Annotated in this window: 19 protein-coding genes and 2 tRNA genes; 7 read left to right on the top strand and 14 right to left on the bottom strand. The window is 43.9% G+C overall.

The window, feature by feature from the left end; genetic code table 11:
* Window positions 1-3 precede the first annotated feature (3 nt).
* From FTD44_RS15270 to FTD44_RS15245, 6 genes are all read right to left on the bottom strand, one after another.
* Window positions 4-417 (bottom strand): hypothetical protein, encoded by a 414-nt coding sequence (locus tag FTD44_RS15270; RefSeq protein ID WP_222167248.1) that lies wholly within the window; start codon window positions 415-417, stop codon window positions 4-6.
* A 518-nt stretch (window positions 418-935) separates the two neighbouring features.
* Entirely contained in the window at window positions 936-2225 is a 1290-nt protein-coding gene (locus tag FTD44_RS15265) for a T9SS type A sorting domain-containing protein (protein ID WP_222167247.1), read from the bottom strand.
* A 226-nt stretch (window positions 2226-2451) separates the two neighbouring features.
* Window positions 2452-3108, bottom strand: a complete 657-nt coding sequence (locus tag FTD44_RS15260) for a T9SS type A sorting domain-containing protein (protein ID WP_222167246.1) — start codon at window positions 3106-3108, stop codon at window positions 2452-2454.
* Between the two features lie 248 nt (window positions 3109-3356).
* Window positions 3357-5579, bottom strand: a complete 2223-nt coding sequence (locus FTD44_RS15255; protein WP_222167245.1) for a hypothetical protein — start codon at window positions 5577-5579, stop codon at window positions 3357-3359.
* A gap of 11 nt (window positions 5580-5590) precedes the next feature.
* The gene (locus FTD44_RS15250) at window positions 5591-5761 is read right to left on the bottom strand and encodes a hypothetical protein (RefSeq protein WP_222167244.1); all 171 of its coding nucleotides are present in this window, start codon (window positions 5759-5761) and stop codon (window positions 5591-5593) included.
* Window positions 5762-6091: 330 nt separating this feature from the next.
* The gene (locus tag FTD44_RS15245; RefSeq protein ID WP_222167243.1) at window positions 6092-8860 is read right to left on the bottom strand and encodes a T9SS-dependent choice-of-anchor J family protein; all 2769 of its coding nucleotides are present in this window, start codon (window positions 8858-8860) and stop codon (window positions 6092-6094) included.
* 1077 nt (window positions 8861-9937) lie between these two features.
* Here FTD44_RS15245 and FTD44_RS15240 point away from each other — a divergent pair.
* The 3 genes from FTD44_RS15240 (at window position 9938) to FTD44_RS15230 (ending at window position 12533) form a co-directional block, all read left to right on the top strand.
* The gene (locus tag FTD44_RS15240; protein ID WP_222167242.1) at window positions 9938-10297 is read left to right on the top strand and encodes a hypothetical protein; all 360 of its coding nucleotides are present in this window, start codon (window positions 9938-9940) and stop codon (window positions 10295-10297) included.
* 193 nt (window positions 10298-10490) lie between these two features.
* Window positions 10491-11171 (top strand): hypothetical protein, encoded by a 681-nt coding sequence (locus FTD44_RS15235; protein WP_222167241.1) that lies wholly within the window; start codon window positions 10491-10493, stop codon window positions 11169-11171.
* Window positions 11172-11243: 72 nt separating this feature from the next.
* Window positions 11244-12533, top strand: a complete 1290-nt coding sequence (locus FTD44_RS15230; protein ID WP_222167240.1) for a DUF389 domain-containing protein — start codon at window positions 11244-11246, stop codon at window positions 12531-12533.
* A gap of 94 nt (window positions 12534-12627) precedes the next feature.
* Here the strand turns inward: FTD44_RS15230 and FTD44_RS15225 are convergent, their stop codons facing one another.
* A complete protein-coding gene (locus FTD44_RS15225; protein WP_222167239.1) occupies window positions 12628-13911 on the bottom strand; it encodes a hypothetical protein in 1284 nt (427 codons plus the stop codon).
* Window positions 13912-14010: 99 nt separating this feature from the next.
* On the opposite strand from FTD44_RS15225, the gene FTD44_RS15220 reads away from it, so the two are divergent.
* Window positions 14011-15342 (top strand): DEAD/DEAH box helicase, encoded by a 1332-nt coding sequence (locus tag FTD44_RS15220; RefSeq protein ID WP_222167238.1) that lies wholly within the window; start codon window positions 14011-14013, stop codon window positions 15340-15342.
* A 140-nt stretch (window positions 15343-15482) separates the two neighbouring features.
* Here the strand turns inward: FTD44_RS15220 and FTD44_RS15215 are convergent.
* Window positions 15483-15548 (bottom strand) — tRNA-Ser (locus FTD44_RS15215).
* Between the two features lie 417 nt (window positions 15549-15965).
* Window positions 15966-16038, bottom strand: a tRNA-Phe gene (locus tag FTD44_RS15210).
* A 172-nt stretch (window positions 16039-16210) separates the two neighbouring features.
* On the opposite strand from FTD44_RS15210, the gene dnaN reads away from it, so the two are divergent.
* Window positions 16211-17344, top strand: coding sequence for a DNA polymerase III subunit beta (gene dnaN, locus FTD44_RS15205; protein ID WP_129021912.1), 1134 nt, complete (start codon window positions 16211-16213; stop codon window positions 17342-17344).
* A gap of 453 nt (window positions 17345-17797) precedes the next feature.
* Here the strand turns inward: dnaN and FTD44_RS15200 are convergent, their stop codons facing one another.
* Entirely contained in the window at window positions 17798-18682 is an 885-nt protein-coding gene (locus FTD44_RS15200; protein WP_222167237.1) for a flavin reductase family protein, read from the bottom strand.
* Window positions 18683-18781: 99 nt separating this feature from the next.
* Here FTD44_RS15200 and murA point away from each other — a divergent pair, with 99 nt between their 5' ends.
* Window positions 18782-20122: a UDP-N-acetylglucosamine 1-carboxyvinyltransferase gene (gene murA, locus FTD44_RS15195; RefSeq protein WP_246625458.1), complete on the top strand. Its 1341-nt coding sequence runs from the start codon at window positions 18782-18784 to the stop codon at window positions 20120-20122.
* 161 nt (window positions 20123-20283) lie between these two features.
* Here murA and FTD44_RS15190 read toward each other — a convergent pair whose 3' ends face one another.
* The 4 genes from FTD44_RS15190 to FTD44_RS15175 all read right to left on the bottom strand — a co-directional run bounded on the left by FTD44_RS15190 (window position 20284) and on the right by FTD44_RS15175 (window position 22770).
* The gene (locus tag FTD44_RS15190; RefSeq protein WP_222167236.1) at window positions 20284-20751 is read right to left on the bottom strand and encodes a hypothetical protein; all 468 of its coding nucleotides are present in this window, start codon (window positions 20749-20751) and stop codon (window positions 20284-20286) included.
* Between the two features lie 138 nt (window positions 20752-20889).
* Window positions 20890-21339 (bottom strand): hypothetical protein, encoded by a 450-nt coding sequence (locus tag FTD44_RS15185; protein WP_222167235.1) that lies wholly within the window; start codon window positions 21337-21339, stop codon window positions 20890-20892.
* Between the two features lie 39 nt (window positions 21340-21378).
* Window positions 21379-22239: a TraB/GumN family protein gene (locus FTD44_RS15180; protein ID WP_222167234.1), complete on the bottom strand. Its 861-nt coding sequence runs from the start codon at window positions 22237-22239 to the stop codon at window positions 21379-21381.
* 6 nt (window positions 22240-22245) lie between these two features.
* Entirely contained in the window at window positions 22246-22770 is a 525-nt protein-coding gene (locus tag FTD44_RS15175; protein ID WP_161971334.1) for a GtrA family protein, read from the bottom strand.
* Window positions 22771-22902: 132 nt separating this feature from the next.
* On the opposite strand from FTD44_RS15175, the gene FTD44_RS15170 reads away from it, so the two are divergent.
* Window positions 22903-24183: a serine hydroxymethyltransferase gene (locus FTD44_RS15170; protein ID WP_222167233.1), complete on the top strand. Its 1281-nt coding sequence runs from the start codon at window positions 22903-22905 to the stop codon at window positions 24181-24183.
* Window positions 24184-24216: the final 33 nt, after the last annotated feature.

The following is a 24216-nucleotide window of genomic DNA, read 5'->3' as shown; positions in this document are numbered from 1 at the left end:
AAATTACTTATTATTTTTCTTTTTTTCTTCAACGTTTACATACTCAATAGGCACCGACTCATCTCCTATTGTAACCTTACCATGCCAGACGCCTTTTTTATACGTTTCAAACTGTACCAGCATCACAGCACCTACTTTCAATGGAAAATCCGGCACTGTACACTCGGTCATAGTAGCTTTGAATGAGCAATCGCTGGTCCATTTAATATTTGATTTAATGTAGCGCTTCTTATCGCCGAAGTATTCGATATGTTTTTTACCGCGGATGAGTACATAACGGTGTTCATCTTCCTCATCTACCGCTACCAGCTTACTGTGGCGGAGGGTCTTGCAGCTCAGGGGCTTTTCGGTCTGCGCAAAAGCAGCCGTTGCGGTCAATATAAGACCTGTGGTCAGCAGTGTTTTAGATATCTTCATAAATAGCTGTTTTACAGCTTGTAAAGTAATACATTTCCGGGAAAAGAAGCGGGATCATCTCTTAAAGTTTACTTTAAGTCAGGGTTAAATACTAAAAATGTACACCTACAGAAGATAACAATAAACATATCGTTATCGGTATAGACACCAGCACAATTGAAGCAACATAACAGCCTTTACGATAGGCGACCCAGGATAGTAGGGCTACGGCAAGGAGCAGCACCAAGTCATAAAGAAAAGGTCTGTTCGCTTCCCACAATACATAGCGAGGTATTATAGGCGAATACAGTGTTCTGATATTTTGTAAGATCTGTACCATTAGTATCATGCAATAAGCTGTCATGCCCCAAAGGGACACCAATGCTCCTTTCTTAAGATCGACCGTATCATCCATAACCAGATCAAAAAACGGAAAATATGCATAAATTACAAACAAAGATTCTGCCACTAAAGTGGCAGGATCTTTGTTTGTAATAAAACATTATTAAAGTAAAACTGCTTCTTCGATAATTACTTTACTATTCTTTAATTATTTTATCGGCAGTCACCCTACCCGCTGCATCGGTACAATAAACCATATAGGTACCCGCAGGTAGAACAGACATATCCATATTTACGGCTGCACCAGAACTGATCATTGATTGTATCTCTTGTCCATAAATATTGACCAGCTTTATGGAGGTACCATCTGCTAAGCCACTGATATACAACATTGATTGTACTGGATTAGGGTACATACGCACTGCCACCTCGTTGACATAAAGGGCCTGTACCGCACTGTATTGCTGATGCCCGTCAGCATCCAGTTGTCGTAGACGATACAGATTAGTACCCTGAAGTGGTACCACATCGGTATAGCTGTAAGACAGAGGCATTGTACTATTACCACCAGTAGCTCGCGAAGGGATAAATTCAACAGACATCCAGTTTGCCCCATCTACACTGCGCTGCAGTTCAAAGCCCTTGTTGTTTTGCTCCATAGCAGTTGTCCAGCGCAGCAATGCGGCCGTTCCCTGCCGGGTAGCCGTAAAGGACTGAAGGCTTACCGGAAGTGGTGTAAGTGCCGGCACAAAATTATCAAACAGGTAGTAGGCTCCCTCTCCGTCCGGTAAAGAGGAGATCCCGTGACGGAACTGGCCCAGGGTCATATATTCTTCTCCGCCGGTTGCGGTATATTGAAGGGTAACCGTAACCCAGGCATTGCGCGAGGCAGTTCCATACACAGCTGTGTTCGTCGCCGGGATCAGCACCCTGCCGCTTCCAAATGCATCGACCAGAGACGTAGCACCGAAATTTGCTGAGCCGTTTTCGGTGTTGGCCGATACCGGTGTGGCTGTTGAAAATACAGCACCAATATACCCATGTTCACTCACCGGAAGATCGACATAACTAATGGCACTGGGCATCATATTGGAAGGCGAGGCGCCATACAGATGGGCAATACTGAATGAGAATGTATACGTAACCCCAGCTGTGAGCGGCGCAGAGAGATGCGTGGTAATATATTCTTTATAATTGCTGATACCGGAAGGACTATAAGTAAGTTCTGTAAAGCATCCGACATAAGCATTGCCGCTGCTCGGGCTCACTGTGCTGGCAATATTATATCCGCAACTATTAAAATAATCCGGAGTACCTCCGGTGGGTCTAGTCCAGCCCGATGCCCGGGTTATCTGTGTCTGCCCGGTAGGACAAGTGGTACTGACTTCAAAGTCGGCATTGGAGATGGTCTGTGCCTGCATGGCCAAACTGTCGAAGACCAGTATAGCAGACAGTAACAGACATTGGTGATAGCGTTTCTGATACATATTATCCATTTTGATAGAGGCCAAAATAGATAAAGAAAAAATCAATATAAAATCAGATAGCAAAACTTGAGGTAGCAATTGAAGAAGTACGACAACTGCCATAAGCCTGATATAGTGTCCCTGTGAATACATTAGAAAACGTTACGACATCTGCTTAATAAAAAGGCACACGCAAGGTTGCGTGCGCCTGTGAGGGTTTACTGCTCCAATCATTTATATGAATACCTTAAGGCAATTTGCTGAACCGAAGGCTCTGCAACAGCCGCCCATCCCGATAACAATGTATGAAATACACGCCGGAAGAGAGACCGCTTATATTGACTGTTTCATGCTCGCTGTGCAATGACTGCTGCAATTGCCTTCTGCCCAGTGCATCCGAAACGATCAATGTGCAGCCCGGTGCAGCCAATACATGCAAGACACTGTTAGCAGGATTAGGATATATCTGTAATGCTTTATTGCCAATGTCAGGATTGACCACACCGGTAGTTGGTGAATAGTAGGAAACACTATCTGCATCCTCTGTCTGCCAGACAATATCACATTCCTGTACTACCGTATTTGAATCACGGACCAGCCATACATTCAGACCATAGGGTTCCGGTGTGTACAGGCGTATTATGGTATCCTTTACCGGATCAGCTTTTACAAAATCGCAGGAACGATAATAAAACGTAACAATATTGACCGGCGGATAGATCAGGGCTACACGATCGAACGTGCGGCTTATATAATAGCTGGAATCAGGGAAGTGCATCCGCACAAACAGTTCATGCGGATTGACCAGCCGGTTGACGTAAAAAGAATCAATGGTCTGAGCAGGGGCCTGTAAGCCGGCACTGATCAGCAACAGCGTTAGCAGCAATTTTACCTGTTTTATCATATCTCTACATTTAATGATTTATATTATACACGCACATATCGCCATAGATACTCTTATAGACGGGCAGACCAATACAAATGTTAGATTCCTCCATATTCGAGTGCTGCATTGCCCCATCGCGGAGTAAACCGATTTGATGTACATTCATTCTCCATAACCCAGTAAAGGCTATACTTACATCAATAAAAAGGCTTCCGGGTATATAACCCGGAAGCTTTAATTAGCATTGATACATACTGAATAGTGTCTTAAAGTACAATCCATGCAGTACCATCCCACTGAATCATCTGGGTAGATACACCCGGATCAATCTCTACCAGGGTACGACCCTGTGTATTGAATTCTGTCGGACGATTACCTGCAGTACAGGTACCTACGTTTTGCCATACGATCACCGGATAATCCAGGTTAATCGGTCTGATCGAAGCCGTACCGCTACCGCCGTAGCCGTATGGGAAAGTACCGGTCGCCGCAGTAGTACCGGCGCCCACCACCAGTGACATTCCTGTGTGCGACCCATCATTAATGATCTGGTATTTCTGATAGGTGGTGCTATTGGCAAATGTGGTACCAATAGTATCCAACCAGCCAGCTCTGGTCACCAGACCTTTCTGACCATATGCTTCTATGATATCGCCTTTCATCAGGTGTTTGGTCTGCTCCAGGTCTTCTACACGGAAGGTTCTTTCCTGAATGATTTTGGGAATACCGGCATATGTTTCATACAAAGTATAGGCATTATGATTAATCTCCGGTGCCCATAAAGCATCATCAAAATGGTTATTCAGGAATTTGACAGGCTCTACCGTATCCCTGTCTTCGACAAAGAACAGGTAATTTTTCACCGAAGGGTAAGGCATCGGCTGGCTGTCATTACTGCCATAAATAGTCGTATTGCCAGCATATTTGAAGATATTGTTCTGAAACACTACATTCTTCACTAAATCGGAAGGATCACCCCACTGGCGGATCAAAAAGATGGCCGAGCTATCGCCGGAGGCAGTACCCTCATCCGGAGCATTGATACCCTCAACATAGTTATTTTCAATCAGCAGGTTGCGCAGGTGCCCGGACAGGAACACCACATTGCCGGTATTGAACACTTTATTGTGGGCAACCACAGATTCCTGCCATGCACCGGTCAGGAAGATGCCGGTATTCTGAACGAAGTTGTTTGTGATATGAGCCGAACTTTCTACAGAGGTGAAGGTTACCCAGTTGTCCTTAAAAGTATTAGCATCAATGATGATCTGATTCGCAAAGAAGCGTCGGTCCTCTGGTGTCACATGCACACCCCATACTTTATCTTCATTCACTACATAGCAACGCAGGGTTTCTACGGCTGAACCACCGTTAAATGAGGCTTCGGAATGGGTTACAGAGCCACCCATCAATCGTTCGAAGCGGAAGCCCGTACCTTTATTATAATTGGCACGACACTGGTTGAAGTGGATCTCCTTACAGTAGCGCTGCGGTGTATCGTCGCTGCCAAATGGCTCAATATCTACACCCGAGAAGGTTGCTGTACCATTAAACACGCCGGTGTAGTTGAAGTCGCTGTTATGCACAGAAATATAGTCACCTTTCTCCACAACAAAACCCGTGCGGCGGTTATACAGACATTTTACATTGTTCCAGGTGTGTTTTTCCTGATTATTCGTATCCGTTACGCTATAATATCTTCTCCAGGAGTAGTACACTCCATCGCCCCAGCCCTGCTCAAAAGTCAGGCCTTCAAGCAGCATGTCGGTGGTAGAATTTACCTGCAGGCACATCCCACCTTCGCCGGTGGTTGCCTGGTGCTCCGGCAGATCGCCGACCAGTTTTCCCGATCCGCACAGCGTTACATTGTCACATTCCGCAATCAGCAGTACGTTATAGTTCGTAAATGCATTAGGAATCATTTTCAGAATACCCTCAATTTGCAGGGTCAGTCCTTTTTTACGGAACCAGGTCAGCTGATTGGGAAAGTACTCGCCCGTTCCACCCTCACTGTCTACCATATAGATACCCTCGGTAATGGTGGTGTGCTGGGCACTGAGGTTGAGCAATTGCTGCAGCATAAAACGGTCGTTGTGGTACACGGCACCGCATAACTGACCGGCAGTATAGGTATTACCATTGTACTCATAGGTTCCGGTAGCAGAATCAAATGTTTGAGGATCAATATAATAGCCATCCTTATAACAATCGAACCAGTCGGAATAGGCACGATCTATCTTCCAGGTACCAGCGTCATCTATAGCCAGGGTTTTACCAAAGATAGTAGCCATTGGCGCTTCGATAATGGTATCATTACCCATGAGCGTACCATTGTTGAGACTACCACCTTTAAAGCGGAGCGTAACATCGGCCGGCAGGGCTATAACAGCCGCCTGCAGATCGTGGTCATTATAAAATTCATAGACGTTGCCAGGGGTAAAGAATGCGGTGTTTAGTGTCGCAGAAGCGCTTACAATAATTACAGACATAGTGTTTTAATTTAGAGGTTTATAAAAGGGTTCAGAAAAGGAATACAATGCCCTGCCGGTACGGGTACGACCGGTCTAATATATACCGCAATAGCAGGGAAATGCATCGATGCGCTGCTTACAATATCCATGATTGTATCGCTTGCTCTGGCATTGATGGAAGCAGGAACAACGAGATTCATTGTGCTCCGTTTCTATAATGTAAAAGTAGTGCGAGCTTACGTCAGGCTGTGTCGGTGTGAGAAAAAAAATAAATATTTTAAGGTCAAGCCTGATTCTTTAACTCTTTAAGATACAGAAACTTGCAACGCAATATCTACTGCTATATGGTGTGGTGTGCGTGGGGATAGCACCGGAAATCAAGAGCAAAAGCCAGTGTTTCCGCTACAGTCCACATGTAGAAAAGACAAATCCGATAGCTGAACGGAATCGGCATTCAGATAAAAGAAAAAGGCTTCCAGGTTGATTACCTGAAAGCCTTTTTGATCTTGGCGATATACGCCGAAGTAATTTTAGTTTTTAATCAGTTTACGGCTGATCAGCACCCCTTTCCCTTCCAGAGAAAGGAAATATAAGCCAGGTTGCAGTGCACTGATATCTACCGGATATGTTTCTGCCGCACCAGCCCTGATCGTGAGCTGCTGCATCATCTTTCCGCTATGATCGCGGATTAGCAGGGTTAATTGCGGATGGTTGGCCGGTATATGGATGACAAACTTATCTTGTACCGGATTAGGATATAGGTAAAATCCCTGGTCGTCCGTATCCCCGATACTGAGTTCCTGGCTTTGAATCAGGATCAATACAGAATCAGATTTGGCCGCATTTACCATTGATGTGGCTTTAGCCCAGACCTGGCCATTGGCCAGTGCAGTAACCAAGCCGCTGCTGTTGATACTGGCATTGCCCGTTAGGGGCACCACAGACCATTGTACAGACTGGGTGGCATTTGCCGGGTATACCCAAGCTTCCAGTTGCAGTGTACCTCCATTGGTATTAATATATGCCGCAGCACCATTAGCCGTACGCACATCAACACTATCTACATTGATCGCCTGACCACTGATGGTAACCAGTACAGAATCTCTTTTAGCCGTGTTCTGTACAGATACTGCTTTGGCCCATACGGTACCGTTGCCCTGCGCAGTGATTATACCATTAGCATTAATAGTGGCTGCACCCGTTACCGGAACGATGCTCCAGCTCACCGATTGGTTAGCCATAGCAGGATATACCTGTGCGAACATTTGCAGTGTACCTCCATAAACATTGATTTGTGCCGCAACATTATTCAATGTCCGTACGTCAACGCTATCGATATTTACAACCTGTCCGCTGATGGTCACCAATACGGAATCTCTTTTAGCCGTATTCTGTACCGATACCGCTTTCGCCCATACTGTACCATTGCTCTGTGCAGTGATCACACCATTGGCATTAATAGTGGCTGCACCGGTTACCGGAACTATACTCCAGCTCACAGACTGGCTCACTGTATTGGGGTATACCTGTGCTACCATTTGCAAAGTGCCTCCGTTAGTATTGATTTGGGCAGCGACATTGTTCAGGGTATGTGCATCAACGCTGTCTACATTGATTATCTGTCCGCTGATCGTGATCAGCAGGGAATCTTTCTTATCTGTATTCAGTGCCGATACGGCCTTAGCCCATACTGTACCATTGCCTTGCGCTGTAACCAAACCACTTGTATTGATAATGGCTGCTCCTGTTACCGGAATAATGCTCCAGGTCACAGACTGGTTTACGGTATTAGGATATACCTGAGCCAGCAGCTGTACACTGCCGCCCAGCGTAGAGATCACAGCAGGGATGTTACCTTGTGTGTACACATCTACACTGTCAGCAGTAACCGGCACCACCGTTGCCGTCTGTACGGTAATATCATCAAGATTGATATTACAAGAGCCAGAACCATAGTTACTGACTGCTTTAAAGCGGATCAATACGGTCTGCCCTGCATAGGCAGATAAAGAATGGCTGTACTGCATCCATTGGTTCGTACTGGTGCTATTGGTATGATTGTATAGTGTAGTAAAAGTATTTCCACCGTCAGCAGATACCTCGACCGATAGCGGAGCGGGATCTCCTTCTGCGCCAATCCATGTCCAGTATTGCAATTGCATATTAGCACCCAGTTGCATTGGAGGCAGTTGCAGGCGCATAGGATTATTGGCCGAGATGGCATTATACACATCTACCCTCGCCATGCCCGTTCCGGAATGCGTTGCAGCAGCACCATGAGCGGCATCAGCCGCTACAAATTCCCATTGCTTATTGGAGTTACTGGTGTTGGTCCAGCAGGACGAAGGAAGTTGCAGATTGTCAAAACCGGCAGTCCAGGGATATGCAGTAACCGGGGCACATGGGGTAACGCAAGCGGTACCACCAGACCAGAGGCTGTAATCTCCATTACTGCATTGCGTGCGTATATAGAAATAGCTGGTCGATGCCGGAGGTAAATTACTGGCCGTAACAGAGGTGCCCGTGGCACTGCCATTATCAATCAGTCCGGCACTGCCACTCCCCGGCTGGCCGGTACTGCGCACCTCCCACTGGTATGCAACAGGATTGCTCGCAGAAGCTACCCAGGACACATTGCTAGTGGTGGCGGTAGTCGTACCAATAGTTACCGAGGAAGGTAACAGACAGGATGATAAGGGACTTAAAGTAAATCGTGCATTGGGGCGTTCCCAATGCGGAATAAGACTGGAAGCTGCTGTCCAGGCCGAGGAGCCTGTATAGTCAGCTTCCTGGCGCACGCTGGTTGTGGTATAGCGGAATTGTGGCCTGCCCGATGAGATGACCGCCCCGCTGTTGTTCAACACCAGTACAGAAAGGTTCTGGCTGGTAGACGGGTAAGGGAATGGTGTATTGAGGGTCACTTCCTGCCAGCCCGAAGCACTGTTGGGAAAGCTACCGGTCCATACCAGGGTATAACCGCTCAGCGATACAGGGTATATACCGGTGCCTACCGTCGTACTTGTGGTTAGCTTCATATATATACTGACAGAGGGTGTAGTTGCGGTGCTGGAACCCGAAGCTTTATCATAGGCAATAGCCGTAATATTACCGGTATTGCCCCCAAATTCTGAACCCAGGTATATGGATTCGCTCATGGAGTATTCGTAAAATCGCGAGAAGGGCGTGGAGGTACCACTACCCGTCCCCGTCCCTATAGTGACCGTCTGGCCCCGGAGCAGCAGACCGGAACACAATAAGCTGCATAAGCACAGTATAAACCGGCTAAGTGTTTTGTTCATATCATACATCATTTAAAAGTGCATTGGGTATAAAAGTGTTTGGTTACAGACATAAAAATTCCCGTCCCACAGAATGGGTCATTTTTTAAAATAGATTCGGAAACGGAATGTAGATTTATATCATCCAGGCCACACTACCGGTGCCTGTAAGCGCGGCAAAAGTAGAATAGAGTTTTGTCATAATTGTCACAAAACGCACGCTGGCACAGATTTGACCATCGTATGACGAAATGGGATGGTGGATTATTTTGAAGATGAAGAGATTTAAGTTGTCCAAAAGAGCATAAACACTATAAACCTAAGCTGCAATTAAATAACATAAACTGAGTATCCGCTTAATGGAAACAAAGTCTAGTATTATGATTTAAGTAGCTTATATATCTTATCTATTGCTACCTTTTGCCTTGATGCAAAAGGTACCGCCAAAAAATCAAGGCTGTATAAATCCCTGGCTAAAAATCAATGTGTCGGCCGGCCGCAAACCAGACTCACTGCGTTCTGACAGTGGTTTACGACTTTATCGACCGAGCCAATGATTTTATTAACGCCGGATTTATAAGGCCTTTCGAGCGATCTGTTCTGTACGGATCGCTTATTGTTTTCATCACAGCGATAGCCATTTTGGAGTGGAGCTGCGATCGTTGAGCACCGAACGGATCACCCGTTAAGCTCAAACGATCAATGCACGTAACGGTACAAAATGGCGGTGCCCCGCAATCGCCTTGATGAAAACAAGGCATTTTTGGTCCTTTTGTTGCCGGACAAAAGGACGAATAAAATCGTTGCCTACATGCGGATAGTCAGTTAACATAAAAAAATTAGTCAAATTTAGTAATCTAGTACCGCCAAAACATCCCACTAAAAAACGGCCGTTCTGCCCTTTTGTAAAACACTAAAAACACAGTTGCATAGTCGGCAGAATGCTAAGCCTCCCTTTTCACAACCACCAGTATGCACCCTCGTTTGTGTTATCCTGTCTTTCAAAATCGCAGACATCAATTAATCTTAAAAAAATAAAGTGTACTGCACCGATTATCAGTAGGATAGCCTTATTTTCGGCACTCAAATAATTATCAGATGAAAAAACTATTTATTGCCTTAAGTATGATCCTCCTGGGTGGCAGCATGTCAGCCATCGCACAGTCCAAACCGGCAGAGACCAAAGCCTCTATACTCAAATCGATCCGCAGCCAGATCGTTAAAGAGATGCTCAACGATGGTACCTCTAAAGAAAAATCTGAAAAATTTGGCGACTGCTTTGTCAAAGACCTGAGTGCCAAAATGAACCTGGAAGAACTTAAAGTATTGTATAAACTGAATGCGGTAAAATCGGGTCAGGCACCTCCTAAAGAATTACTCAAGCAGGCCGAGAAAATGGGCTTGCCTGCGAAAATGCAAGATATGGGCAAGGATTGTGCTTCTATCTTTGGAGAGTAGTACTTATGCAACAGCACAGCTTAGTGTATTGATGCATTTTCCGATATAAAACAACAGCCGGTACTGTATTGGTACCGGCTGTTGTTTTGTTAAAGCCGATAGTACCGATTTTATATATATTTGTCTTTTAGTGTAACAGGTCATTATCATACTTAACCCTATCTGAACAATGTGCAGACACTTAATATCCGTATTGATCATTATTACATCCTTTCGTACCCAGGTCAAAGGGCAAGAACAACTTCCCGCCCATATCGACACCAGTTTTTTCAGTTGGTCTCCAGGCCATAACCATAAAGTGGTCAATGGAATTACAGTCGGTTGGACAGCTCACCCCTGGTCGACCTGGAGCGATACCACTTTTGTAAAAGTTAACGGAGTTAATCTGGAAGTTGGCCCTTTGGGAATAATCGGTGGCCTATATGGCACATTAATCGGACTGGTAGGTGTTGAACAGGAAAAGGGTAAACGTGTAAGCTTTTTTTCTAATTCCGGCTATGCAAGTACTACATATGTTTATCCAACCTATGGCACCTATATCAACGGACTCTCTGTTAGTATCGGAGGTATGAAAGAAACCTATAATCATGGCCTATTCCTTAATGGACTATCAGGTTTTTGTTATGAACTTGAAGGCGTTCAGGTTAGCGGACTGATTAATTATACGGATAGATTAAGTGGTGTTTCTGTTGCAGCACTGGCAAATGTGGCAACGGAAGCTAAGGGACTGCAAATTGGTCTGATTAATAAATGTCAAACAGGAAAGGTACTGCAAATCGGGCTTTTCAACAGAATCGGAAGGCGTGTTGTTCCAGTGATCAACCTTAACTGGAAAAAAGTACAGACCGGAACAAGTACAAGGCATGTGCCATAGATCATCCGGCGTCACGTATTAAAGTAAATGAAGGAAATTTTAGCCTATATTATCTTTAAATCATAAAAGAAAATGAAGAAAAGCATCTTGGAATTCATAAACCTTAGCAGTGGCGAGGAAGACAAAAAGAAAGTATTGGAAAATGTTTTCGCAAATACTTCATTCAGGGGGTCTAATCTATGGATCTTGGCCTGTGCTATTATTGTTGCCTCTGTTGGATTAAATGTAAACTCTACAGCAGTAATCATTGGAGCGATGCTTATTTCACCATTAATGGGGCCTATAGTTGGTGCTGGATTTGCCCTGGGTACTTATGACTTTGAGCTGCTCAAAAAATCAGTAAAAAACCTCCTGGTCGCTACTGTTGTAAGCCTTATCGTATCCTCTGCCTATTTTTACCTAAGCCCTTTTAAAGATGTCCAATCAGAACTATTGGCAAGAACGGCTCCAAATATTTATGATGTCATCATTGCTTTCTTTGGTGGATTGGTTGGTGTAATTGCAATTACGAGAGTAGAAAAAGGGAATCCTATTCCAGGTGTTGCCATTGCTACGGCATTAATGCCTCCTTTATGTACTGCAGGTTACGGTATCTCAACTTTCAACTTATCTTTTTTTGCAGGGGCCTTTTACCTATACACCATTAACTGTTTTTTTATCTGTATCGCTACATTTTTTGTAGTTAAATATTTGAAATACCCTCCTGCAAACTTCAAAAGTATTCGATATGCCAGGCAGATAAGATTGGGCATAACAGCATTAATATTCATTATGATTGTACCCAGCGCTTATCTTGCATATAACTTATGGAACGAGAAAAAGTTCACAAAGACTATTGACCAATTCATTAATACCGAATTTACAAACAAGGGCAATATGGTCATTTTCAAAAAACTGAATTATAGCAGCAATCCCAAAAAAGTAGAGTTAGCCTTGCTGAATAGAAAGCTGACCAATGAAGAAATAAAAGAGTATAATCGTATGCTTTCTGATATGGGTATTGCGAATACAGAACTATCATTCCGCCAGAACTCAGAAGATCTGAAAGCTGAAATCCTGAGTGAAATTAATAAACAGGAAAACCAGATATCCCAAAAGGATATTGCCATAAATGAACTGAAAAATGAACTGGATAAATATAAACTGGATGATCCAGCCTTAACCAAAGAGTTAAATATATTATTCCCGGAAATAACCGACATTTCCATCGGAAATATTGAACAGCATCCTAATACGGACAGTGTAACCATACAAGGAGTAATGCTCTACAAAACGGACAAACCAATAGACGAGGTTAAATTAAACACCTGGCTAAAGGAAAGATTAAAGGCTACTAATTTTCTGCTTATCAGAAAAGAATAATCAACTTTATAATTTCCGGGGAGCAACACTGACCATAACGTTCCTCTGCAATAATACATCGGCTTAGTTCTTTGGTCTTAACTCCATATCCGCTTTATAAACCAGGTACGGGAATACCGCGTTCTGAAAAAAACTGACCCAGCATATTGTATTTATCATCACAGTCTAAAGGAAAATGGATTTTATTGATATCATACTCCATGGCATCGCAGCCAAAAAACACCCCTATATAATCGAAAGGTTTGCCTTTATCATCAAGGAAAACAATGGCATTTTTGAGTCCAGGGCACTCCGGTATCTGGGTTTTAAAAAGTTCTTTCGTATCGTACCCTACATTGAACAGTAAATCGCTAAGTTGGTCAATATCTACTGCAGTAAGCGTTTTTGTGTCTTCAGCATTATCCAGAGCGAGTATTCGATCCTTATTCCGTTTATAGTCGGGATAAAGAATTGAGGCATCGGTAAAGGAAACAAGCAGGACACTTCTGGCCTTGTTGAACGGATATCGGGCGAGTCGTTGTTTTAGTGAAAGCTTACCAAAATGGGTACAGGGCATGCGATAATCAGGCTCATCATCCGGAGTATCATCTCTGGCCACTATCACTTCTTTGCTTTGCGTCACCTTGGCATTCTCTGGATTTAACGCATATTCCACCATCAGGTCGCGAAACACATCTACATTATGCTCTAATACAGTAAGTGTATCGGTACCATATTTTTGTTCCACCCAGGAGCGAAACGCCAGTTCTTTGCGGAGCGCCTCCTGAAAATAAGCATCAGCACCTCTGGCCGTATCCATAAGGATAGACGTAACCTTTCCAGCTTTCGATTCAATCAAAAAAATCCAGGCAGAAGGGTTTATATCCAATAATTTAAGCTCATCGCTATACTCCTTAACCGTAATGATTTCAGGATTTCCCTCTACAATTACCGCTACGGTACTATATCCGGCGTTAAACGCAACACAATAGTTCATCCGTAAACCAAGAAACTCCTTTTTGTTAACGGAAGAATTTATGTGCCGGTGCTTCATTACAAAATCATCCGAAAGCAGGACATCCAGCTTTTTAATGTCATGGGCATTGTAATATTCAAGAAATTGTGCTCCCGGCGAAAGGTTTGATTGCGCGGTTGAGCATGTACTGCCGATCATTAGCAGCAAACCAATAACCAGCTTAGTAAAGTGTTGTTTCATGATGTGAAAATTGTCTTTTGTCTTTTGCTCCTTTTCAGAAACCGCATAATCGGCCGCTAAAATAACCCTAAGAAATGAAAGATTTGTCCTAAATGAATAAACGTTCCGGATCAGAGGATAAACGTGCGAAAACGGCAAACAATCGCAATCGGTAACACCTGCTGCCGCAGCATTCCTGGTCATGACATTGGGCAGGCATAGCAATATACCCAATGATCTTCTTTGGTTTATTATCCTCTTGCTGACGAAGATTGTTTACCTTCGCACAATTAATATCTTATCATGACTTTTGAAGATTTAAACCTGAATGCCCCACTACTCAAGGCATTGGACGAGATGGGTTTTGTGCATCCTACCTCTATTCAGCAAAAGGCCTTTTCTGTAATTATGTCGGGAAAGGATGTATGCGGCATAGCACAAACCGGAACCGGTAAAACCTATGCCTACTTATTACCTTGCTTGCGACAATTGGAATTTTCGAAAGACCGGTTTCCGCAAATGCTGGTGCTTGTGCCTACGCGCGAGTTGGTGGCGCAAGTAGTAGAAGCTGCTATAAAATTAACCGCGCATCGTTCGTTGATTGTGACCGGTGTGTATGGCGGCGTAAACATGAAACCACAGGTTACGGCTGTAGAGAATGGCGTAGATATTCTTGTGGCCACACCGGGCAGACTCTACGACCTGATATTGAATGGAGCATTAAAAACAAAATCAATAAAGAAATTTGTTATTGATGAGGTGGACGAGATGCTGAATCTCGGTTTCCGTTCGCAGCTCAAAAACATTATGGATTTGCTGCCGGAGAGAAGGCAGAATCTTATGTTCTCCGCCACTATTACCGAAGAGGTGGAACAAATGATCGAGCAATATTTCAACATGCCTGTGCGTATTGAAGCAGCGCCCACCGGCACCCCTTTGGAGAATATTAATCAGATAGCTTATGAAGTTCCTAACTTCTACACTAAAGTCAATCTCCTGGAATTGTTGCTCAAAGAAAATGAAGATTTCTCAAAGGTGCTGGTCTTCGCGGCTACTAAAAAATTAGCCGATGCATTGTATGAAGAAATGCAAAGCCGCTTTCCGGAACAAGTGGGTGTGATACATAGCAATAAAGAACAGGCGCATCGATTTAATACGGTAAAGCAATTTAAGGAAGGTACCTATCGCTTTATTATTGCGACAGATATTGTTGCACGCGGAATAGATATTGCTGAAGTAACGCACGTGATTAACTTTGACTTACCGGAAGTACCCGAAAACTACATTCACCGCATTGGGAGAACCGGCAGAGCAGATAAAAAAGGTATAGCTATAAGTTTTGTCACCGAGCAGGAAAAGGAATACAAGCAGGGCATTGAGTCGCTGATGAAATATGAAATTCCCATGCGATTATTACCAGATCATTTGGAAATATCTACAGAACTAACAGAAGATGAAATTCCAAAAGTTATCGTGAAAGAGGTAAAAATAAAATTACCTAAGCGTGAAAATGTAGGCGCCTCTTTCCATGAAAAATCGGCTAAAAATAGCAAACAACCAGCGAAGCGTATAAGCCATAAAGATAAGATGATGGCTAAATACGGCAAGCCAAAATCGAGAGGAAAGAAACGATAAAAAACAAGCTCCCAATATCAGCAGTATTGGGAGCTTGTTTTTTCAATTCCATTACTGATCTGCTATCGGGACTTCCACCACGGAATGCGACGCAAGAAAAAAGGCTTTCAGAATTGTCTTCTGAAAGCCTTTACTGTTTGTGGTGTGAGCCGGAATCGAACCGGCGACACATGGATTTTCAGTCCATCTAAGTATGTATCCATACCATGCCAAATAAGCACATATAATTGAAAATCAACACTATATAAATCGCATCAATACACACTAAGTCATATCAAAATTAGACTTGTTCGACTTATGTTAGACCTGAAAATAACAATCTTAGTCGATTTTCCGTCCATACATTGTAATTTTAATATTTGGAATAATTGCTAATACAATACCTTTACCAAGACCAATGCTAAAACTTGACTTTTCTATAATTTTTCCATTTGGGCTTGCAATGTGCATGATAGAGGCATATCAAGGATCAATTGATCCAAAACTTTTGAATTTGATCCTCATGCTCCACACCAAAAAATAAAATAAAAAAACCCCTGACTAAAAGCCAAGGGTAAATTTTTTGCTAATGAACTTCTTGAAAGTAATAACTTTTTCGAATCACTAACCGAGGTTTGGCACCGTGGTGTGAGCCGGGATCGAACCGGCGACACATGGATTTTCAGTCCATTGCTCTACCTACTGAGCTACCGCACCATCAATATCAAAGCGCCTTTCGGCTGATTGGAGTGCAAAGATACACAAGATTTTATTCCTGCCAAATTTTGACTTACCTTTTTTGACATATTTTTTTCCACTACTTGTCCACCCCTGATTTTTTCTCCGAATTAAACATTATTTTTGTTGCTCATTTTTATACCGATCTATTATGAGATTTATTGTTTCTTCATCTACACTGCTTAAAAACTTACAATTAGTAGGCGGCATCATCAGTTCCAATACCGTTATGCCTATCCTGGAAAACTTCTTGTTTGAACTGAAAGACAATACCCTGACCATTACCGGTTGTGACCTGGAGACGATGATCAAAACCAAACTGGATGTACAGACTGAACTGGGAGGAGAAGACAATAACGGTAAGGTGTGTGTTACCTCTAAGATCCTGCTGGAATACCTGAAAAACCTGCCAGATCAGCCAATCACTTTTAATATCAATCCTAAGGATTATACTATCGAGATTTCCAGCAACTCTGGTAAATACAAAATCGGTGGCGAAAAAACGGATGAATATCCGAAAGAGCCTAACCCGGAAAATGCCAATACCCTTACCCTGCCTTCTATCAAACTGGTAGAGGCAATCAATAAAACAATTTTTGCAACCAGCAGCGATACCCTGCGCCCTGCAATGACCGGTGTATTCTTCGAAATGAACGAAAGCGATATCACTTTTGTAGCTACCGATGCACACCGCCTGATCCGCCTGGCTTATACAGATATTACCCCATCAGTTACCGGTAACTTTATTGTACCGAGAAAACCATTACAACAAATGAAGAACTGGTTGCCGAACGATGATTCTGCCATCTCTTTATCTTATACTGATACGCACCTGTTCATCAAAACCAATCATACCAGCCTGAACTGTCGCCTGATCGATGGTAAATACCCTCCTTACCGTGCGGTAATACCTGCTGAGAATCCGTTTATGCTGACCATTAACCGCGTAGACCTGATCAATGCCCTGCGCCGTGTAAGCGTGTTTGCAGATAAGAGCACCAGCCAGGTGGTATTTGATATCGTAGGTAACACTGTAACCTTAAGTGCACAGTATACCGACTTCTCTTACGAGGGTAATGAAAAAATGACCTGCCAGTACAATGGTGAAGACATGAAGATTGCGTTCAACGCCAAATTACTGGTAGAGATGCTGAACAATATCGAAGGCGAAGAAGTGGCCCTGGAACTGAGCATTCCTTCAAGAGCGGGTATTTTCAAACCTACTGAAAAAGTAGAGCAGGAAGATCTGCTGATGCTACTGATGCCATTAATGGTGAATATCTAATTTCAATACCTTAATATAAAATAATAAAGCTCCTGTATCGTACAGGAGCTTTATTATTTTAACTGACTATCCACATCTAGTCAACTATTTTATTCGTCCTTTTGTCCGGCAACAAAAGGACCAAAAATGCCTTTGTTTTCATCAAGGCGATTGCGGGGCACCACCATTTTGTACCGTTGCGTACATTGATCGTCTGAGCTTAACGTGTGATTCGTTCGGTGCTCAACGATCGCAGCTCCACTCCAAAATGACTATCGCTGTGATGAAAACAATAAGCGATCCGTACTGTACGGATCGCTTAAAATGGCCTTATAAATCCAGCGTTAAAAAAATCATTGGCTCAGTCGATAGAGTTGCAAACCACTGTCTGAACGAAGTGAGTCTGGTTTGCAACCGGCCGACACATTGATTTTTAGCCATGCGCTATATCCGATATGACGGTTTCAATTTTGCTTAGCCCTCACCGGAGAGCAGTACCTGCCAGGCCTCTTCTACCTTACCTTTGGCCAGTAATTCTTTAGCATAAGTATGTAAGGCATTTTTCAGTGTCGAAGGCTCTGAACGATAATCTTTCAGGATCTCTATCAGGCGCTCATCGTTCTGCATATCAGCAACCACCGGTATGCTCGTACTGTTGCCCAGCAAACCCAGGTCATTACCAGACAACACATCACTCTGTCTGATATGTAAAGGCAGTTGATCAATACCCACACCTAACTTCAGGTTAGGCTTCGGCACTTCAAATACACTCTCGCCGGAGGCGCGGCAATAATAATCCATTCCCATACGGGCCACCAGGTCTATCTTATGCGGATCGATCTGCAGCTGCTCGTCCAGGATGCGATCATTGATATGCATTTTCACTACCTCACAGATAATCAGGTTGGCAGCACCACCCTCATCTCCCATCGATTTTACTTCCAGCACCTTACACTCCAAACTTACCGGCGATTCTTTCACACGGAAAGGTTTGACCAGCGTAGAGGCTACCGGGGTAAATCCTGATTTGGTAAACTCATCGGTCCCTTTAGGGTATTCACAGCTAGATAAGCTCATCTGCTGCACCATATCATAACTCACCACATTGATCACTACCTCTTTGGTTGCGATCACATTCTCCAGCGTGTCTTTAATGGTGTTGTCACGCACCCGGCGGGCCGGGGAAAATATACAGATCGGCGGTTTACTACCGAAAACATTAAAAAAGCTAAACGGAGACAGGTTGGCATTACCTTCGCTGTCTATGGTACTGGCAAAACAAATAGGTCTCGGGGCTATACTGCCCAGCAAATATGCATGTAATTGTTTGGTACTGATGTCTTGTGGTAATATTTCCATTATTGGTATCTATAAGAGTGGCTAAGATAGGATAAAATATTATCCCTGCTGCATTTTATAACATAAATACAAGGGAAAATTTTAAAAAATTGCAGTACTTTGCAAGCACTAAAAATCAACCGTTTCTATATGTCTACTTTTGAGATCAGGGGAGGTAAACCCTTAAGTGGTACCATTGTACCCCAGGGTGCTAAAAATGAAGCCCTGCAAGTTTTATGCGCCGTTTTACTCACCGAAGAAAAAGTTACCATCAGTAATATCCCGGATATCCTGGATGTAAATATGCTGATCGAACTGCTGGGTGATCTGGGCGTAAAAGTAGAACGCATCTCAGAAGATACTTATACATTCGAATCCGGTTCGGTAGATATCAATTTCCTGCAATCTGCGGAATATAAAAAGAAGTCGGGCAAATTAAGGGGCGCTGTAATGCTGGCTGGTCCTTTACTGGCACGCTTCGGTAAAACGTACCTGCCACAACCCGGCGGAGATAAAATCGGTCGCCGCAGACTGGATACGCACATCATCGGTTTTGAACGCATGGGCGTAAGCTTTCATTATGATGCAGAACAAAAAGAATTTACCCTGGACGGGGCCTACCTGAGGGGTGCAGACCTCCTGCTGGAAGAGCCTTCTGTAACCGGTACAGCCAATATTGTAATGGCTGCGGTAATGGCCAAAGGGAAGACGACCATATACAATGCTGCCTGTGAACCTTATGTTCAGCAACTTTGCCGTATGCTGAACAGCATGGGGGCCAAGATCGAAGGCATTGGTTCTAACTTATTACAGATTGAAGGGGTTGAAAAGCTGAATGGCTGTGCGCACCGCCTGCTGGCAGATATGATCGAAGTAGGCTCTTTCATTGCCATGGCGGCAATGACCAGAAGCGAGATCACTATTAAGGATGCCGATGTGGCACACCTTGGTATCTTGCCGGAAACATTCCTCAAATTCGGAGTGGAACTGGAAATCAAAGGCAATGACATTATCGTTCCTGCACAGGATCAATATACCATACGCCAGTTTATCGATGGTTCTGTACTGAACATTTACGATCATCCATGGCCGGGACTGTCTCCCGATCTGCTGAGTGTAATATTGGTTATGGCGACACAGGCAAAAGGTACCGTGCTGATACACCAGAAGATGTTTGAAAGCCGTTTATTCTTTGTAGATAAGCTGATCGATATGGGTGCACAGATTGTATTGTGTGATCCGCACCGTGCAGTGGTGATCGGACTGAATCGTCAGACTGCCCTCCGCGGTATACGCATGTCTTCTCCGGACATCCGTGCGGGTGTGGCCCTGCTGATCGCAGCCTTATCTGCAGAAGGTAAGAGTGTGATTGAAAATATTGAACAGATCGACAGAGGTTACCAGTTCATCGATAAACGCCTCCAGGCACTGGGAGCGGATATCAGAAGAGGTACTGCATAGTCGGTAGCATATATTAAAAAGGATTGCGGTGCAGGAATATTCCTGCACCGCAATCCTTTTTAATGATATTTCTTATGTTGATTTTTCTTTTTCGAATACTTGCAGAGACGCACAAGATTCAGTTGCTGCAGTACGAAGCAATGCGAAAAGCATTGCTCTTCTTACCTGAAACCGCCAGAAGCCGCGCCCAGAGCGCCAAATACAAATATAAGAATGTAAATACCGATTACAATCAGGGCCATAATGCCCATGAAACGATACATATTGCGCTGATAACGGAAAGCTTCTGTAATCTGCAACTCATTATCGGTAAGTAAGCCGCTCTTCATTAACCGGCCGAACTTGTATAAATAAAATACCGGGAAGAAGTATAATACAGAAATGCCAAGATACAGCATACCGAATAAGGTATAACCGATCGTTCCGAAGCTCGAGACCTCACTTAAGCGATTCATCATTATGCCGCCGCCCAGGATGATAAGCAGTGAGAAGAAGAGCATCAGTCCGATACTGATAAATCCTAAAATAGCCAGAAAGTTGGTCCAGCGCACGGTCTGTCCCAGGTATGCCTTGCTGTTTTCATTGAGGCCTGATGAGGGAATAATACCCCCCGGAAGATGTTGTTCCATAGTTTTGTTCTTTTGTTTTTTTTAAAGTGAAGGGCCAATATTACAAAAATTATTTAATTCTACTCAATTACGGGAGAGAATATTGCATCAAAAAAGCGGCTGTATATAACAGCCGCTTTTTATATAATCTCATTTGAATTATATCGCACCCATACCTGCCATTAATCCGCCAAACATGAACATCAAGGCGTAAAAGCCAAGCATAATAATAAGCAGGATGCCCATATAACGATACAGGTTGCGCTGATGGCGGAATGCCTGCATTACCTGTAGCTTATCTTCGTAATATAAACCGGATTTCATATACCGGGAGAATTGATATAAACAATACATCGGGTAAAAATAAATCCCTATCACAATCGCTCCAACAAAGCCGCTACCTAAAGCCCTGCCTACTCCATAAGCCACGCCTTCTGACTGGCCGCCGGTAAAACCAAGCAGTAAAATAGCCAGTAATGCAATTCCTGTAAAAACAAAGCCCATGATGGCGATGAATTTGGTCCAGCGCACAGTTTGCAGCAGGTAACCCTGCGAAATATCATCCAGTCCTGAGTTTGAGAGTAAGTCTTCTTTAATTTGTTGTTCCATCAATTGATCTGTTTTATTTTAATAATCGGCGAATATATATTACTTCAGCGGCGTTACGGTATACCCTGCCTGGCGCAGCAGAACCAGTACCCCACCCGGTCCGCCAAGGTGTCCGGCACCTACAGCGAAGAATGTACTTTTGTTTTTACCGATATCTGCTATACGCGAGATCCAGCGTTTATTGCGGTTATCCAATAGCTTATCCATGCTCAGCATCGCATCATTCTCCGACTGTATAATACGGTATAAGGCTTCTACATCCTGCTTCAGGTAAGTAGCTACCATGCGCTGAAACAGTTCTGTATTCTGTTCTGTACGCCCGTCAATAATATCGAGTATATACGGTTTGATCTTATCTTCCGGAATACTGCTCAGGGCTGCCATCTGCTCATCTACTGTTTCCAGTCCCATAACCGGCATCTCATATTTCTTGGCAGAGTCTACCAGGTGTATCTCATATGCCGTAGCAGCATCACAACCCAGGTCGCCATTAGAGAGGGTCAGTACCAGCCATATCGGTTTCAGCCGGTTATACATCTCCATACTCTGTCCGGTATGTTCCTTGATATAAACACTTAACCGACTGTATTCTTTAGGCGTAAAATAATCTTTCAGAGATTTGTCTCCTGTATTGATAGAGTGCTGACTTACTTTGACTGCCAACAACGGATCATCCATATCCAGCTCCAGGCACAACTGTTGGGCCCGGTGAAAATACTTCTGCATGGTATCGGTCCAGAAGTAATCCTCTTCACAGATCTGATGTATGGTGCCAAACAGGTAAGAAGGTTGTGCCAGTTCTTTACCACTGATCTTCCACAACAAAGAGGACTCCTGCGCACGCAGGTCCTGAGCTACTGACAACAGCAGCAGGCAACAGAGGGAAAGGAACCGCATCATGGGATATTAATTTGTACTAATATTAGTCTTTTTTGTCCGAAAAGAAAAATACATCTGCGCGAAATAGCTGGTAATGGATAAGATGACCGTAGTCAGTGCCTGTGAAGGCGTAGCCCATAAGCCCAGGTAACCGGCAAAGAAATGCAGCAGCCCGTAGTTGGCTACAATGCTGAACAGGGTAATCATTGCATAGCGAAACAGCTGAATACGTCCTTTGAGGTGCGATTGCTGAAACACTACATACTTGTTCAGGATAAAACCCAGCGGAAAGCTGAACAACAATGCAAATACAAAAGCGGCAATATAGTGCGTCATGGTAAACGGCCCGCAATGTATCAGCTCATCAGTAAATATAAAATTGTTCCCGATATAGAACATCACCAGGTTGAACAAGGCATTCCCGCCTCCGCATGCTGCATAACGAAAGGTTTGCACCGGGATAAACTTGTGCAGAAAAGGAAAATAAAAAAAGTCTATAACCTGTATAACAAGGTTCTTGGATCGGCCCAGCATTGAAAAATTTGTGCGCAAAGGTATACTTTTTTGTTTTATATCAAAGTGCCTCTGGCAGAAAAATGCGGTAAAAATCAACTGTTTTATTCGCCTAAAAGAACCTATTTTTGCAGACATCAAATTATACCTCCAAAACACATTTGTAGACTTATGCAAAGAGATACCGCTATTTTTGACCTGATCCAGGAAGAATTGCACCGCCAGCGCAGAGGACTGGAACTAATCGCCTCTGAAAACTTTACCAGCTTACAGGTAATGCAGGCAATGGGCAGCGTAATGACCAATAAATATGCCGAGGGCTATCCGGGCAAGCGTTATTACGGTGGTTGTGAAGTGGTAGATAAAAGCGAACAGTTAGCTATCGATCGCCTGAAAGCGATCTTTAATATTGAATATGCCAATGTGCAACCACACAGTGGTGCACAGGCCAACATGGCGGTACAGGCAGCGATCCTGCAACCGGGCGATGCGATCCTGGGCCTGGACCTGAGCATGGGCGGTCACCTGACGCATGGCTCTCCGGTAGCCTTTTCCGGTAAGACTTATGTAGCGCATCATTACGGTGTAAAGAAAGAAGACGGACGTGTAGATTATGAAGCACTGGAGCAAAAAGCACTGGAAGTAAAACCTAAATTAATTATCTGTGGTGCCTCTGCCTACAGCCGTGACTGGGATTATGCCCGCATCCGTGCCGTAGCTGATAAAATCGGTGCACTGGTAATGGCGGATATCGCTCACCCTGCCGGTCTGATTGCTGCAGGATTACTGAATTCTCCTTTCGATCATTGTCATTTTATAACCTCTACTACCCACAAGACCCTGCGCGGACCTCGTGGCGGTATCATTATGATGAAGCATGATTTCGAAAATCCATGGGGACATAAAACACCTAAAGGCGAGATCAAGATGATGAGCAATCTCCTTGACCTGTCTGTATTCCCGGGCATCCAGGGCGGACCACTGGAGCACGTAATTGCGGCTAAAGCGGTTTCCTTCCACGAAATCCTGCAGGATGAATATAAAGTATATGCACAGCAGATGATCAAGAATGCACAGGCAATGTCTCAGGCCTTCCTGGAGAAAGGTTATGACCTGGTATCCGGCGGTACAGACAATCACCTGTTACTGATCGACCTGCGCAACAAAAACATCTCTGGTAAGAAAGCGGAGAATACCCTGGTAAAAGCAGACATTACCCTGAATAAAAACATGGTACCGTTTGATGATAAATCACCGTTCATCACTTCGGGTATCCGTGTGGGTGTACCGGCGATCACTACCCGTGGTCTGAAAGAAAATGACATGCAGCAAGTGGTTAACTGGCTGGATCGCGTGCTGATGCATGCCGATGATGAAACCGTTATCAGCACTGTAAGAGGTGAGGTAAATGAATTCATGAGTGGTTTCAGCATGTATCCTGAATTAGGATAATTACTACAGAATATTATATAAAATTTTAGGGCC

This window comes from Edaphocola aurantiacus, assembly GCF_019797745.1.
Lineage (GTDB): Bacteria > Bacteroidota > Bacteroidia > Chitinophagales > Chitinophagaceae > Edaphocola > Edaphocola aurantiacus.
The sequence above is the reverse complement of the archived record's forward strand: the minus strand, read 5'-3'. Positions and strand labels throughout refer to the sequence as shown.